Origin of the sequence: Ancylobacter sp. FA202 (assembly GCF_000380205.1) — a bacterium.
Classification (GTDB): Bacteria; Pseudomonadota; Alphaproteobacteria; order Rhizobiales; family Xanthobacteraceae; genus Ancylobacter.
In genome coordinates, this window is sequence record NZ_KB904818.1 from 2,428,118 (window position 1) to 2,442,169 (window position 14,052).

Annotated in this window: 15 protein-coding genes; 11 read left to right on the forward strand and 4 right to left on the reverse strand. The window is 68.1% G+C overall.

Annotated elements, in window-relative coordinates:
- Positions 1 to 35: 35 nt before the first annotated feature.
- Positions 36 to 1,211: a site-specific DNA-methyltransferase gene (locus A3M1_RS0110910; protein ID WP_018389005.1), complete on the reverse strand. Its 1,176-nt coding sequence runs from the start codon at positions 1,209 to 1,211 to the stop codon at positions 36 to 38.
- Positions 1,212 to 1,329: 118 nt separating this feature from the next.
- Between A3M1_RS0110910 and A3M1_RS0110915 the strand changes: the two genes are divergently transcribed.
- The 8 genes from A3M1_RS0110915 to A3M1_RS26440 all read left to right on the forward strand — a co-directional run bounded on the left by A3M1_RS0110915 (position 1,330) and on the right by A3M1_RS26440 (position 9,349).
- Complete coding sequence (locus tag A3M1_RS0110915; RefSeq protein WP_245261638.1) at positions 1,330 to 2,391, forward strand: FUSC family protein; 1,062 nt, start codon at positions 1,330 to 1,332, stop codon at positions 2,389 to 2,391.
- Positions 2,392 to 2,522: 131 nt separating this feature from the next.
- Complete coding sequence (gene smc / locus A3M1_RS0110920; RefSeq protein ID WP_018389007.1) at positions 2,523 to 5,975, forward strand: chromosome segregation protein SMC; 3,453 nt, start codon at positions 2,523 to 2,525, stop codon at positions 5,973 to 5,975.
- A gap of 306 nt (positions 5,976 to 6,281) precedes the next feature.
- Positions 6,282 to 6,665, forward strand: a complete 384-nt coding sequence (locus tag A3M1_RS0110925) for an AtpZ/AtpI family protein (RefSeq protein ID WP_371258743.1) — start codon at positions 6,282 to 6,284, stop codon at positions 6,663 to 6,665.
- A gap of 132 nt (positions 6,666 to 6,797) precedes the next feature.
- On the forward strand, positions 6,798 to 7,547 hold the full coding sequence (locus tag A3M1_RS0110930; RefSeq protein WP_026221270.1) for a F0F1 ATP synthase subunit A: 750 nt from the start codon (positions 6,798 to 6,800) through the stop codon (positions 7,545 to 7,547).
- Positions 7,548 to 7,612: 65 nt separating this feature from the next.
- Positions 7,613 to 7,840 carry a F0F1 ATP synthase subunit C gene (locus A3M1_RS0110935; protein WP_018389010.1) on the forward strand — a complete coding sequence of 76 codons (228 nt, stop codon included), beginning with the start codon at positions 7,613 to 7,615 and terminating at the stop codon, positions 7,838 to 7,840.
- An 85-nt stretch (positions 7,841 to 7,925) separates the two neighbouring features.
- The gene (locus tag A3M1_RS0110940; RefSeq protein WP_018964124.1) at positions 7,926 to 8,528 is read left to right on the forward strand and encodes a F0F1 ATP synthase subunit B; all 603 of its coding nucleotides are present in this window, start codon (positions 7,926 to 7,928) and stop codon (positions 8,526 to 8,528) included.
- A gap of 10 nt (positions 8,529 to 8,538) precedes the next feature.
- Positions 8,539 to 9,021 carry a F0F1 ATP synthase subunit B gene (locus tag A3M1_RS0110945; protein ID WP_018389012.1) on the forward strand — a complete coding sequence of 161 codons (483 nt, stop codon included), beginning with the start codon at positions 8,539 to 8,541 and terminating at the stop codon, positions 9,019 to 9,021.
- A gap of 112 nt (positions 9,022 to 9,133) precedes the next feature.
- A complete protein-coding gene (locus tag A3M1_RS26440; RefSeq protein ID WP_156029642.1) occupies positions 9,134 to 9,349 on the forward strand; it encodes a hypothetical protein in 216 nt (71 codons plus the stop codon).
- Between the two features lie 37 nt (positions 9,350 to 9,386).
- Here A3M1_RS26440 and A3M1_RS0110950 read toward each other — a convergent pair whose 3' ends face one another.
- Positions 9,387 to 10,655, reverse strand: coding sequence for a cell wall hydrolase (locus tag A3M1_RS0110950; RefSeq protein ID WP_018389013.1), 1,269 nt, complete (start codon positions 10,653 to 10,655; stop codon positions 9,387 to 9,389).
- A gap of 187 nt (positions 10,656 to 10,842) precedes the next feature.
- A complete protein-coding gene (locus A3M1_RS0110955; protein ID WP_198291170.1) occupies positions 10,843 to 11,850 on the reverse strand; it encodes an L-threonylcarbamoyladenylate synthase in 1,008 nt (335 codons plus the stop codon).
- A gap of 237 nt (positions 11,851 to 12,087) precedes the next feature.
- On the opposite strand from A3M1_RS0110955, the gene A3M1_RS0110960 reads away from it, so the two are divergent.
- The 3 genes from A3M1_RS0110960 (at position 12,088) to A3M1_RS0110970 (ending at position 13,826) form a co-directional block, all read left to right on the forward strand.
- Positions 12,088 to 13,017, forward strand: coding sequence for a histone deacetylase family protein (locus tag A3M1_RS0110960; RefSeq protein WP_018389015.1), 930 nt, complete (start codon positions 12,088 to 12,090; stop codon positions 13,015 to 13,017).
- Between the two features lie 68 nt (positions 13,018 to 13,085).
- Positions 13,086 to 13,331 (forward strand): exodeoxyribonuclease VII small subunit, encoded by a 246-nt coding sequence (locus A3M1_RS0110965; RefSeq protein ID WP_018389016.1) that lies wholly within the window; start codon positions 13,086 to 13,088, stop codon positions 13,329 to 13,331.
- A gap of 33 nt (positions 13,332 to 13,364) precedes the next feature.
- Complete coding sequence (locus A3M1_RS0110970; RefSeq protein ID WP_018389017.1) at positions 13,365 to 13,826, forward strand: DUF1284 domain-containing protein; 462 nt, start codon at positions 13,365 to 13,367, stop codon at positions 13,824 to 13,826.
- Here the strand turns inward: A3M1_RS0110970 and A3M1_RS0110975 are convergent.
- Positions 13,792 to 14,043 carry a DUF1272 domain-containing protein gene (locus tag A3M1_RS0110975; RefSeq protein WP_018389018.1) on the reverse strand — a complete coding sequence of 84 codons (252 nt, stop codon included), beginning with the start codon at positions 14,041 to 14,043 and terminating at the stop codon, positions 13,792 to 13,794. The genes A3M1_RS0110970 and A3M1_RS0110975 overlap by 35 nt on opposite strands.
- Positions 14,044 to 14,052 lie beyond the last annotated feature (9 nt).

Here is a 14,052-nt window from a genome sequence, read left to right on the forward strand (position 1 = left end):
CTTTTTCATGCCCGGGTGCCGGAGCGGAAGGTGGGCTACTCCGCCGCCATCGCCATTTCAGAGCGCACCACGGCGCGCAACGTGTCGATCGGCTTCAGCCCTTCGCGCGTGGCAATGTGCCAGTAGGTCCAGCCATTGCAAGCCTCCAGCCCCTGGGCGAGAGCTCCGGCGCGGTGGATGGATCCGATCTGGCCGAGGCCTGGTGCGGTTTCCAGCGACAGCGTGCCGTCCGCCCGCACCATCGCCCGCACTTTAGCCTTGGCGTCGGTGAGCTGGGTGCCGGGGGTGAGCAGGCCGCGCTCAACCAGCGAATTGAAGGCGATACGCGGCGCCTCGCGCGCAGTGGGTGCGGGGATGAGAGCCAGATCGGGCAGCGGTTCCACCGCGTCGATGCGGGCCTGGGCCGCGTCGGCATAGGTGGCGTCGCGTTCGATGCCGATGAAATGCCGGCCGAGCCGCTTGGCCACCGCCGCCGTGGTGCCCGAGCCGAGGAAGGGGTCGAGAATCACGTCGCCGGGCTTGGAGGCCGAAAGGATGACACGGGCCAGCAGAGCCTCCGGCTTCTGGGTCGGATGCACCTTGTGGCCGTCCTGATCCTTCAGTCTTTCATGGCCAGAGCAGATCGGGAACAGCCAGTCGGAGCGCATCTGCACATCCTCATTGGCCGCTTTCAGCGCCTCGTAATTGAAGGTGTAGCCCTTCGCCTCCGGCTCGCGCGCCGCCCAGATCAGCGTCTCATGGGCATTGGTGAAGCGCCGGCCGCGGAAATTCGGCATCGGGTTGGTCTTGCGCCAGACGATGTCGTTGAGGATCCAGAAATCGAGGTCCTGCAGCATCGCGCCGACGCGGAAGATGTTGTGATAGGAGCCGATCACCCACAGCGTGCCGGTGGGCTTGAGCACCCGCCGCACCGCCAGCAGCCAGGCGCGGGTGAAAGCGTCATAGGCCTCGAAGCTGTCGAACTTGTCCCAAGCGTCGTCCACCGCGTCGACCCGGCTGTCGTCGGGGCGCTTCAATTCGCCTTGAAGCTGGAGATTATAGGGCGGATCGGCGAAGACGAGGTCCACCGAGGCGGCAGGAAGCCGCGAAAGGGCGGCGATGCAATCGCCGCGTATAATGCTGTCGAGGGGAAGGTTGGAGGGCAGGCCAGCGGAACGGGCAATGCCGGATCGGGGAGCCCTAAGGGCTTCCCCGTTGCGAACGACCTTCATGAACGCTCTACCCTACTCGTAACGGACGCAACGGAACTCGTGTATCCACAATCTCCGCCGGACAGGGTAAAGACCGGGTAAAGCGATGCCGCCAAATCTGCATTCATCGAGATCGTCGGTGGACCCGCCCGCGAAGCCGTCTCGACCGGGTCCGTCCCGTCCCATCGCAGGGGGCCTGCCGCGCTGGCATGGCGATGGGCTGCTCGCCCGCTCGCTGCGTTTCACCGTCACGGTGATGGCGCCAATGGTGGCGGGCCTGGCGCTGCACCAGAACTACTGGGTGGGCTACGCGCTGCTTACCTGCATTCTCGGCTTCACCCTGGACACGGGCGGCGCTGTCTGGCAGCGCGCGGTGCTCTTCGCCACGGCTGGCTTGGTGGTTCTGGTGGGCGCGCTGCTAGGTGCCGTTGTGGCCGGTCATCTCTGGCTGACGGCGATCGCGCTGGTGGCCACCGCCGCGCTCTATGCACTGGTGGAGGCGGTGCATCCCAGTGCCGCTTTTGCCGCGCGCTTCTTCTGCCTTGCCACCGCGATTGCCGCGCTCGATGTGCCCTTCCAGCCGGGTGACGTTGCCGTGGTGGCGGTGTTCGCTGCTTATGCTTGGCTGGTATCGGTGGGGTGGGATGTCGCCACCGGGCTTTGGCGGCCCTCCACCGCGCCAACGCTTGCGGCCATTGCCGCGCATCTGCGCGCAACGCGAGGGGAGCGGCTGCTTTTTGCCGGCATCGTAGCGGTGGCAGTGGCCGCTTCCTTTCTCGTGGGTCGCCTGTTTGGACTGCCGCACCCGCACTGGGCGGTGTTCTCTGTGGTGATCGTGCTGCGCGACGACACCAATTTCAGCCGCCGGATGATGGTCGACCTCGCGCTGGGCACGGTGCTCGGTGCGGGCACGGCCTTTCTCTATGGCGCGCTCATTACCTCCCCGGCCGGGCTGATGGCCGGCCTCACCCTCGCGGCGCTGGTGCGCTGGCCCGGGCAGCGCGTGCATGGCGCGCTCGGCATGGCGGCGATGGCGGCGTTCATCATCCTGCTGTTGCAACTGGTCGGCACGCTGATGGCCGTGCCTATATACGCCGCCGCCGACCGGGTGGTGGACGTCACGCTGGGCTGCGCCTTCGCGCTGGCGGCGCTGGTCGTCAATGCGCGCCTGCGTGTCTGGCTGGGATGGCAGGCTACGTGAGCCGCACTGGCGCAACGCCGCCAGCGACACCATTCACGCGGGCGGCAGAATGAGCCGCGAATCGCAACATCTCGTGGATCGCGGCATTCGTACCACTTGAACTTGTGTCAGCCGGGCGGCATCCTAGGGGCATGAAATTCACCCGCCTGCGTCTCACCGGCTTCAAGACCTTTGTCGAGCCGACCGAAATGCTGATCGAGCCCGGCCTCACCGGCATTGTGGGCCCGAATGGCTGCGGCAAGTCGAACCTTGTCGAGGCCATGCGCTGGGTCATGGGCGAAAGCTCCTACAAGGCGATGCGCGCCGAAGGCATGGACGACGTCATCTTCGGCGGCTCGACCACGCGGCCGGCGCGCAACACCGCCGAGGTGGTGCTGGTGGTCGACAACGCCGACCGTTCCGCCCCCGCCATCTTCAACGACGCCGATCTGCTGGAAATCTCTCGCCGCATCGAGCGTGAGGCAGGGTCCTCCTACCGCATCAACGGGCGCGAGGCGCGGGCGCGCGACGTGCAGATCCTGTTCGCCGACGCCTCCTCCGGCTCGCGCTCGCCCTCCATGGTGCGGCAAGGGCAGATCGGAGAGATCGTCGGCGCGAAACCAACGGCGCGGCGCCGCCTTCTGGAGGAGGCTGCCGGCGTCGCCGGCCTGCACGCCCGCCGGCACGAGGCGGAAATGCGTCTGCGGGCCGCCGAAACCAATCTTACCCGCCTCGAAGACGTCATCGGCCAGATTACCGGCCAGCTCGACGCGCTGCGCCGCCAGTCGCGGCAGGCGGCCCGGTACCGGGTGCTTTCCGCCGATATCCGCAAGGCCGAAGCGGCGCTGCTCTGGCTGCGCTGGCTGGAGGCGGAGGGCGGGCTCGGCGAAGCGAGCCGTGCGCTCGATCTTGCCGTGCGCGAAGTGGCCGCCCGGACCTTACAGCAGGGCGAGGCCGCGCGTGCCGCAGCCATAGCGGCCCACGGAATCCCAGCCCTGCGCGAGGCCGATGCCGTCGCCGCCGCCACGTTGCAGCGCCTGACGCTGGCGCGCGGAGAGCTCGATCGCGAGGAGGCCCGTGCCGGTGCCCGTCGCGAGGAGCTCGACCGCCGCCTCACCCAGCTGGGCGGCGACATGGAGCGTGAGCGGGCGCTGGAAAAGGACGCCGGCGAGATGCTGGAGCGTCTTGCGCAGGAAGCCGAGGACCTGTCGTTCGCCCAGGGGCAGGCCGCCCAGCTGGAGGACGAGGCGTTGGGGCGCAATGGTGAGGCGGTGGGCCGGCTTGCCGAATCCGAGCGCGCCTTCGCCGAGGCGACCGCTGCCAATGCCGAAGCCGCGGCCCGGCGCGGCGCGCTGGAGCGCGCCCTGCGCGAGGCGGGCGAGCGCCTGTCGCGCCTCGACCGCGACGTGGAGCAGCTCTCCGGCCAGAAGCGCCAGCTGGAAGCCAATGTCGATGCCGCCAGGCTCGACGATCGACGGGAGCGGGCGGAACTGGCGCAGGAGGCCTTCAATACCGCCGAAGCGGCGGCACAGGAGGCGGAGAACGCCCATGCGAGTGCCCGCGCCGCGCTCGACCAGGCCCGCCGCCCTCTGGCCGAGGCCGAGCGGGCCGCCCAGCGGCTGGACACCGAGGCGCGCACGCTGGCTAAGCTGCTCGATGTCGGCACGCCCCGCCGTTGGTCGCCGGTGCTGGACTTCATCGAGGTGGCGCGCGGTTTCGAGGCCGCGTTGGGCGCGGCACTCGGCGACGATCTCGACGCTCCGTCCGACGCTGCCGCGCCGGTGCACTGGTCGCTGGTCGCCCCCCAAGGCGACGCGCCACTGCCGGAAGGCGCCGAACCGCTCGCCGCTCATGTCGTGGCGCCCAAGGTGCTGTCCCGCCGGCTCAACCAGATCGGCGTCGTGTCGCGCGCAGACGGCCCGCGTCTCGCCGCTCAGCTTAGGAGCGGCCAGCGCCTTGTCTCCCGCGAGGGCGATCTGTGGCGCTGGGATGGGCTTGTCGCGGCCGCCGATGCCCCGACCGCCGCAGCCCGGCGCCTCGCCGAGCGTAACCGTCTTGCCGATGTTGAGGCGCAGCTTGAAGGCGCCCGTGCCGAGGTGGCCCGCCATCGCCGCGATCTGGAGGCCTCCGAGGCCGCCCTGCGCGCCGCCGCCGCCCGGGAGAACGCCGCCCGCGAGGCCCGCCGCGCCAGCCTGCGCGCCATGGAAACCGCGCGCGACGAGCTCGCCCGTGCCGAGCGCGCCGCCGCCGAGCAGACCGCCCGCCTCGCCGCCCTCGGCGCCAATCTTGTCCGCCTTCATGAAGATCGCGAGATCGCCGCGATCGCGCTGGATGAAGCCCGTGCCGACGTCGCCGACCAGCCCCCGCCCGCCGAGGGCGAGGCGCAACTGGCGGAAATCCGTGCCCGTGTTGCCATGGACCGCGCCGTGTTGGCGGAAACCCGGGTGAGGGCCGATGCGCTGGTGCGCGAGCGCGAGCAGCGCGTGCGGCGCCTCTCCACCATCGCCGCCGAGCGCGCCTCCTGGGAAACGCGGGCCGGCGGGACGGGTGAACGCGTGGCGGCGCTGCAGGCACGCCTCTCAGAAGCCGCCAGTGAACGCGACGAGCTCGACGACGCGCCGGTGCGCTTCGCTGCCCGGCGGCGAGCGCTGCTCGACGAGGTCGCCCGTGCGGAGGCCGCGCGTCGCGAGGCGGCCGACCGGCTGGCGAGTGCGGAATCGCTGCAGGTGGAGGGCGACAAGCTCGCCCGCGCCACGCTCGACGCGCTGGCTGCCGCCCGCGAGGATAGCGCCCGGGCGGAGGCGCGGGTGGAAGCGGCCCGCCAGCGCCGGGAGGATCTGGCGCGCGAGATCGGCGATGTACTCGATGGGCCACCCCAGAGCGCGCGCGAGATTGCCGGTTTCACCCCCGAGGCGGAATTGCCGGTTCTGGTCGAACTCGACCAGCAACTCGGTCGACTGAAGGCCGACCGAGAGCGGCTCGGCGCGGTCAATCTGCGTGCCGAAGACGAGTTGATCGAGATCGAGACCCAGCAGAAGGGGCTGACCGGCGAACGCGACGACCTAACCGAGGCGATCAAGCGGCTACGCCACGGTATTTATGGCCTCAACCGCGAGGCGCGCGAGCGGCTGCAGGCGAGCTTCAATGTCGTCGACGGGCATTTCCGCCAACTCTTCACCACGCTCTTCGGCGGCGGCGAGGCGCAGTTGGTGCTGACTGATTCGGACGACCCGCTTGAGGCCGGCCTCGACATCATCGCCAAGCCGCCCGGCAAGAAGCCGCAATCGCTCTCCCTGCTCTCCGGCGGCGAGCAGGCGCTGACGGCCATGGCGCTGATCTTCGCCGTGTTCCTGACCAATCCGGCGCCGATCTGCGTGCTGGACGAAGTGGATGCGCCGCTTGATGATTCCAATGTCGAGCGCTTCTGCAACCTGCTCGACGAGATGCGCCGCCTCACTGAGACGCGCTTCGTCACCATCACCCACAACCCGATCACCATGAGCCGGATGAACCGTTTGTTCGGCGTCACCATGGCCGAGCGCGGCGTGTCGAAACTGGTCTCGGTCGATCTCGCCACCGCCGAACGCTTTCTTGAGGCGAGCTGACGGGCACGTGTCTGCCATGCTGGGAGGCCTTCGGGCTTCAGCACCGGACGTGCGCAGCGTCACGCTGCGGGCCAGAGCGCCCCTTTAGGCGTGATGCTGGCATGCCAAAAACATCGCCGACGCCTTCCCTTGGTGCAGGATGCGATCGAAACGCCTGCGACAGAGCGTCCTGACTTTGCTTTTATCTAGTTATTACAGTGACTTAAAAGATGTGTTCACATCCTTGACACCCCTAGGAGCGAACACTATGGTGCGCCCGTCTTCGGGGTCGGGAAATCCTTCTCTGGTCAGGCTTGAGTGCTAATGATGGGCGACCGAAAAAACACGGACGACCATGGTGGCTCAGCCCAGCCGGACCCGTCCGAAGCTGAGCTCTCCGGCCGACTTCGCGGTCTTGGCAGTGCGCTGGACAAGGTGCAGGCCGCGAGGCAAGCCGAACAGAAGGCGTCCGCCACTCAGGACCGGACGTCGTCTTCAGCCGGCATGACGCTGGCGTTTCGGCTGGGTGCCGAATTCGTCGCGGGTGTGCTGGTCGGTGCCGGCCTTGGCTGGGCCATTGATCGTTTTCTCGGCATCGCGCCGTGGGGGATGATCGTCTTCATGCTGCTGGGCTTTGGCGCGGGCATCGTGAACATGATGCGCGCGGCGGGGGAAACCGGCCGCAAGAGCCCACCCGAGGGTGGTGCATAGGGAATTTCGGTGCCGGCCCCGCGGGCAGGCGCCAGATAAAAGGACGGTGCCGCTCCGGCGGTGCTTTAGGTGGGGGCGGGCGCCAGCGGCGCCGCGTGTTGAGGGCAGCGACCGGCGATGGCCAGCGGCAGTGTGATCGATCCGATCCATCAGTTCCAGATCATCAAGATCGTGGAATTGGGGCAGCCTGGCGGCGTTGAGCTCGCCTTTACCAATTCTGCCGCCTTCATGTTCGGCATCGTGGCGCTGGTGTTCTTTTTCCTTACCTTCGCCACCCGTGGCCGTACCCTGGTTCCCGGGCGCCTGCAGTCGCTGGCCGAGCTTTCCTACGAATTCGTCGCTTCCACCGTGCGTGGCTCGGCGGGCAATGAAGGGATGAAGTTCTTCCCCCTCGTTTTCTCGCTCTTCATCTTCGTGCTGACCGCCAACATGGTGGGCATGATTCCTTATGCCTTTACCGTAACCAGCCACCTGATCGTTACCGCGGCGCTGGCGCTGCTGGTCATCCTGACGGTCATCATCTACGGCTTCGTGCGCCACGGTACCCACTTTCTACATCTGTTCGTGCCCTCGGGCGTGCCGGCCTTTCTTCTTCCCTTCATGGTCGTGATTGAGGTCATCTCGTTCCTCTCGCGTCCTATCAGCCTCTCGCTGCGTCTCTTCGCCAACATGCTGGCCGGCCATATCGCCATGAAGGTGTTCGCCGGCTTCATCGTGATGATGACGGCCTCGGGCGTCGTCGGGTGGTTCGGTGCTGTCCTGCCGCTCTTCATGGTGGTGGCGCTGACGGCCCTCGAATTCCTGGTCGCCGCCCTGCAGGCCTATGTGTTTGCGGTGCTGACCTGCATCTATCTCAACGACGCGCTCCACCCCGGTCACTGACCCGCGCGTCGCGGGAAGTTCATCCAGCCATCCAACCAATCTGACTATTCCAACAGGAGAAGATCATGGAAGCGGAAGCCGCCAAGTTCCTCGGCGCCGGTCTCGCCACGCTCGGCATGGGCCTCGCCGCCATCGGCGTCGGTACCATCTTTGGCAACTTCCTCGCAGGCGCCCTGCGCAACCCGTCGGCGGCCGATGGCCAGTTCGCCCGCGCCTTCATCGGCGCGGCGCTTGCCGAAGGTCTGGGCATCTTCTCGCTCGTCGTCGCCCTCGTCCTCCTCTTCGTGGTCTGATGCCTCACCCGGCCGCGCGGCCCCCACGTGGGCCCGCGCGGCCGGGATGAGTCGACATCAGCAGTGATCGAGGAAGCCTAAACCCATGTCTGAGCCCCACGGTCCGGCCGGTATCATAGTCGCCCAGGCGTCGCCCGGCACCTTGCCGGCCGCTAGCGGTGTGGAGATTGCCGTGCCTGCAGCAGAAGCTCACGGTAGCAACTTCCCTCCCTTCGATGTTCACACCTTCCCCTCGCAGCTGCTCTGGCTGGTGATTGCGTTCGCCGCGCTCTACCTGCTGATGAGCCGCGTGGCGCTGCCGCGCATTGCAACCATTCTCGAAGAACGGCATGACCGCATTGCCGACGACATCGAGGAAGCAGGCAAGCTGAAGGCGGAGAGCGAGGCGGCGGCCGAGGCTTATGAAAAGGCCCTCGCCAGCGCCCGCACCAAGGCTCACGGCATCGCCACCGAGACGCGCGATACGCTCGCGGCGGAAGCCGAGACGCGCCGCAAGTCGCTGGAGGCCGATCTGAACGTCAAGCTGGCTGCGGCCGAAGTGCAGATCGCCGCCACCAAGACGGCGGCTATGGCCAATGTCCGCGGCATCGCCGTCGAGGCGGCCGGCACCATAGTTAACACGCTGATTGGCACCACGCCCACGTCGGGTGCGGTCGAAGAGGCGGTCGACACCGCCATCAAGGGCTGAGGAGCGCACCATGGGTAGCGATACTTTCTGGGTCGCCGTCGCCTTCGTGATCTTCTTCCTCCTGCTCGCCCGGGCAGGGGCCTTTTCCGGCATCCTGTCAAAGCTCGACGCGCGCGGCGATCGCATCCGGCATGAGCTGGAAGAGGCTCGCCGACTGAAGGAAGAGGCGCAGAAGCTCGTCGCCGAGTACAAGCGGCGCCAGCGCGAGGCTGAGGAAGAGGCGGAGGCGATCATCACAACCGCCAAGGCCGAGGCGGAGCGCCTTGCCGCCGAAACCAAGCAGAAGCTGGAGGACCTCATCGTCCGTCGCACCAAGATGGCCGAGCAGAAGATCGCCCAGGCTGAGGCGCAGGCGCTCGCTGAGGTGAAGGCCGCAGCCGCCGACGCGGCGGTGAAGGCTTCGGAACTTCTTCTGACCACCCAACTCGTCGGCAGCGCAGCAGACCGGGTGCTCGATGCGGCCGTCGCCGAGGTGACCTCGAAGCTCAACTGAGCGTTCGACCTTCGTAATAATAGAAGCCCGGCCTTGAGCCGGGCTTTTTCTTGCCCGCTGCGCGGTGCTATGTTGCCGTTAATGTCGCGGCGGGGGGGGGGCGGGACGACGAATGGCTGAATTCTGGGTGTATGAGAACCAGACGCATCGATATGTCCGTGTCCATCGGCGCACTTGCTGTATGTGCAACAATGGGCGCGGCATCCACGCCGCTGCCTCGGGCCACAACGGCCGCTGGCACGCGGCGGAGACGCGCGAGCAGGCGATGATGCTGGCTCAACGGCTCGGCCAGCCAGTTGTGGCCGATTGCGCGACCTGCGGCAGTTGAGGCGGCCCCGCGTGCATCCGCTATCCTGCCGGGCGCCTCAACTCGTCCAGCGGCGGGGACGGTAGAAGGTGTGCTCGCCGATGCGGTCGAGCTTGCGCATCTCGCGGATCCAGTTCGGGCGGACGGAACGCGCGTGGTAGTGTGTCGCCCTTCCGACCTTTTCGTCCCAGACATGCCCTTCCAGCATGTCGCCGGCGATTTCCTTCGCCTGCTTCCACAGTTCCGGCTCGGTCACCACGTCGCGGACATTGTCGCAGGCGAAGGTGAATTGGCAGGCGAGCCGACGGTGTGCATTCTGGTACACGGCGCGGCAGATGTCGGCGGGGTAGTAGCCAGAGAAGACGCGGTTCATCACCACCTGCGCCACAGCTACTTGTCCGCGCCGAGGCTCGCCCCGGCTCTCAAAATACACCGCCTCGGCCAGGCATTTTTCCGCCCGCTCGCGCCGCTTGCCGGCGAGGCCCAGCCGCTCGGCTGGTGAGGGAGTATCCATGACGCGCCGGGCATCGGTTTCGGCTTTCTGCGCTTCCGTGGTGCCGCTGTCACCGCCCGGCAGGGCGCTCATGTGCAGGAAAGGCTGCGGCGGCAGGGCCGTACCGTCCAGCCCGAAGATGAAGGCGCTCTGGCGATAAAGCGGCAGGGAGGGGTCAGCGTCAAATGTCGGGGCCGGCGCGGCCTCGGCGTCATCCAGTGCCGCCGCCAGCACGCCATTGCCGGGCACGCGGATCTCGGTATCGTCGGCATCGAGGCTCGCGGCCACCGGCTCCAGCTGAGCGGGGTCCCCCGTTGGGTCGCCAGCCTCGACCGCGTAAAGGCCGTCCCCCGACGCGGCGAGTTCGGACCCGTCTTCTTCTTCCAGCGGATCGGTTCCGGTGCCGGCGAAGCCGCCTGCCTGCGTGCCGGTGCCGGCGCCCGTAGTGACAGGGGCGGCGCCGCTGGCGATCGTTCCGCTGCCGGAACCGGCGAGGCTGGCGGGCGTGGCCACGCCGGAGACGGCAAGCGGATCGGCATCGAGTGGCGTCACCGGCGTGAGCGCCAGCCGGTCCGCTTTGGTGGCGCGGTTGATGTCGACGGCTAGGCCGGCGAGCGGGGGGGTGCTGATTTCTGAAGGGACCAGCAGGGCGGAACGGGAGGGCCAGGTGAAGGTGGAGGCCTTCAGCAGATGCACCGGCCCGCCGAGGATGGAGATGCGGGCGCGTTCGGCGACACCGGGCTGGCCGGCCAGCCGGCTCCGCACGTCCTGCAGACCGATGGTCGATGAGCCGACGAAAAAGAGCGCCAGCGCTGCGGCGCCGATCTTACCCATCTTCCGAACGCGCGCTGAATTTTGCATGTTCACCCGACGCCCACGCACAATCACGCAACCAAACCCGCCCTGCGTGCCCGCTTCGCCACAGGCAAGGGCGGGCGCGTCCGGCCCTGTAGTTGTCGCGCATTAACCTTGCCCGAGCGTTAATGCCCCTGCGGCAGGGGAGACGCTGCTTTCCCGTCGTTTAATCGGGGCGGGGCGCGGCGGCCCGGCGCAGCCGGTCGGCGATCGCCTCGCCGAGATCATGGCGAGGCAGCGGCACCACGGCGATGCCTTCGGCTCCTGCGGCATCCAGCTCCCGCAACAGGGCGAACAGGCGGGAAGCCGCCTCGACCAGATCACCCGCCGGGCTCAGGTCGCGCAGCAGCGCTGCCCTCGCGCTGCCCGGCGGGTGGGCGCCGGCGAAGCTCAGCAGCGCCTCGCCGGGCCGAACCTCGGTGACGTCAAGACGTACGGGAACCGAGGGGGCATAATGCGAGGCGAGCATTCCGGGGGCGAGCGGCGCGGCCTCGGGATCGTATGTCGCCGGGGCAAGCGGGGCGGCGAGCAGAGATGAGCCGAGCGTCTCCTCGATCGCCTCCCGCGCCAGCCCGCCGGGGCGCAGTAGAACAGGCGTCTCGCCGGTGCAATCCAGAATGGTTGATTCCACCCCGATGGCGCAGGGGCCGGCATCAAGGATGAGGTCGATGCGGCCGTCGAGGTCGGCCAGGACATGGGCAGCCGTGGTGGGCGAGACATGGCCGGAGCGGTTTGCGCTGGGGGCGGCGATGGGCCTCCCGGCCACCGCCAGCACCGCCTGCGCCACTGGATGGGCGGGCACGCGGATAGCGACACTGCCGAGGCCGGCGCGGGCAAGCTCGCAGGTGGCGCCCTCAAGGGCCGGCACCACCAAAGTCAACGGGCCGGGCCAGAAGCGGGCAGCCAGTCTCTCGGCGGCCTGGGTGAGGATGCCCACGCGCCGTGCTGCCGCGAGGTTCGGTACATGGGCGATGAGCGGGTTGAAGCTCGGCCGGCCCTTGGCAGCGTAGAGATGGGCGACGGCAAGGGGATCGGTCGCGTCGCAGCCGAGGCCGTAGACGGTCTCCGTCGGCAGCGCCACCAGCCCGCCAGCCAGCAGCAGGTGCGCGGCTTCACAGATGCTGACGGCGTCCGACGACAGCACCCGGGTCGTTCGCTGGGGCGCGGGCGTCATCGACGCTGGCTGCCCGCTCGTGCTTGTTGCCACGCTTGCATCTCCCGCTCAGGCGCGCTCGGATAGGCGCTCCGGCCCGGCGGGTCAACGCCGCGCACGGGGCGGGTTGAGGAAGGAGGCGGAAAAAAAACGCCCCATGCATGTCTGGCCCCCTCCGGCGGCGTGGCCTATCGTTAACCCCTTGCCGGCCGTGAGAGTCAATGACCGGCACGACCAAGGATCTGCCAAAGGAACGCCATGACCACATTGCTGATCGCGCACGACGCCTGCCTCGAGCACCTCACGCCCTCCGGCCACCCCGAGCGCCCCGACCGGGTGCGGGTGCTGAACCGGGTGTTCGAGGGCGAGCAGTTCGCCACGCTGGCGCGCGAGCAGGCCCCGGTGGCGGCGCGAGAGGATATCGTGCGCGTCCATCCAGAGGATTACGTGGCCGCGCTGGAAGAAGCGATGCCGGATGAGGGGATGGTGCGGATTGATGGCGACACGGTGATGTCGCCCGGCACCGGCGAGGCGATCTGGCGTGGGGTCGGCGGCGCGGTGCTCGGCGTTGACGAGGTGCTGTCGGGCAAGGTGGGCAATGCCTTTGTCTCGATGCGCCCGCCCGGTCACCACGCCGAAACCCGCACCCCCATGGGCTTCTGCCTGTTCAACAATGTCGCCATTGCGGCCCGCCACGCCCAGAAGATGCACGGCATCGGCCGCGTCGCCATCGTCGATTTCGACGTGCATCACGGTAATGGCACGCAGGAGATCTTCTTTTCGGACCCGAGCGTGATGTATGCCTCCACCCACCAGATGCCGCTGTTTCCCGGCACCGGCGCGGTCGGGGAACGCGGCACTACTGACAACATCGTCAATGCGCCTTTGCGCTCGGGCGATGATGGTGAGCATTTCCGCCAGGCGTTCGAGAGCCGCATCCTGCCGCGCCTGAAGGCCTTCGGGCCGGAACTGCTGATCATTTCCGCCGGCTTCGACGCCCATACTCGCGACCCGCTCGGCAATATCAACCTGCTGGAAGACGACTATACTTGGGTAACCAAGAAGCTGATGGACATCGCCGACACGCATTGCGGCGGCCGAATAGTCTCGGTACTGGAAGGCGGCTACGACCTCGAAGGGCTGGCGCGTTCCGCTTCCGCCCATGTCATGGCGCTGATGCGCGGCTGACGGCGAGGGGATGAGAACGGCGGCCTCTGCCTGTATAAGGGGCCCCCGACTCACGGAGGAATGACGCAATGGTCGATGCGGCGGACGTGAACGCTCTGAGCTTCGAGAAGGCACTTGCCGAGCTGGAGACCATCGTCGCCAAGCTCGAGGGTGGCAACGTGCCGCTGGAGGAATCCATCGCGCTCTATGCCCGCGGCGAGGCGCTCAAGGCCCGCTGCGACGCCCTGCTGAAGGACGCCGAGGCGCGGGTCGAGAAGATCACCCTCAGCGCCGATGGCCGTCCCGCCGGCACCCAGCCGCTGGACGGCGAATAGGCGCCGGGGCCGCCACGCGCCGGGCTTCGCCCCATGACCGTTCGGCTGCGCGCCCATCACCTACTCTGCCTGCTAACCTTTGTCGGCAAGGGCTACACCCCCGCCTTCACTGCCCATTACCGGCGCCTCGTCGCCCGGCTGAACGAAGGCGAGGCGGTGGAACTGGTGGAGGGGCCGGATGATATCTGCGCCCCCATGCTGGCCGAGCCCGAACATCATTGCCGCAATGCCAGCGTCGTCCGGCGCGATGCGCTGGCGCGGGCCGAGATTGCCGGGCTGCTTGGTCGCCCGCTGGACACCGGCCGGGCGATCGCCTTGACGGCGGAGCGGGTCGAGCAGATGCGCTGGGCCTTTGCAAAAGGCGCCATACGGACCGCCTGCGCGGGGTGCCAATGGTCCGCGTTCTGTACAGAGACTGCCGGGGAGGGTTTCGCGCGGACGCGGTTCGCCGGCTCGGCAATCAGCCCGTCTGGCGGCTGCCGCACGCCGGATTAAACACCCGTACCGTCGAGGCCGGGTGGCGGGCCAGCGCCGCCTCGGGCCGCACCGGCCGCCGCACCAGCTCGCCCGCGCAATTGGGGCAGATGCCCCCCAGCACCTGCGCGGCGCAGTCGGCGCAGAAGGTGCACTCGAAGGTGCAGATCAGCGCTTCGCGCGAGCCCGGCGGCAGGTCGCGGTCGCAGCATTCGCAGCCCGGCCGAAGCTCCAGCATGGCGTGGCC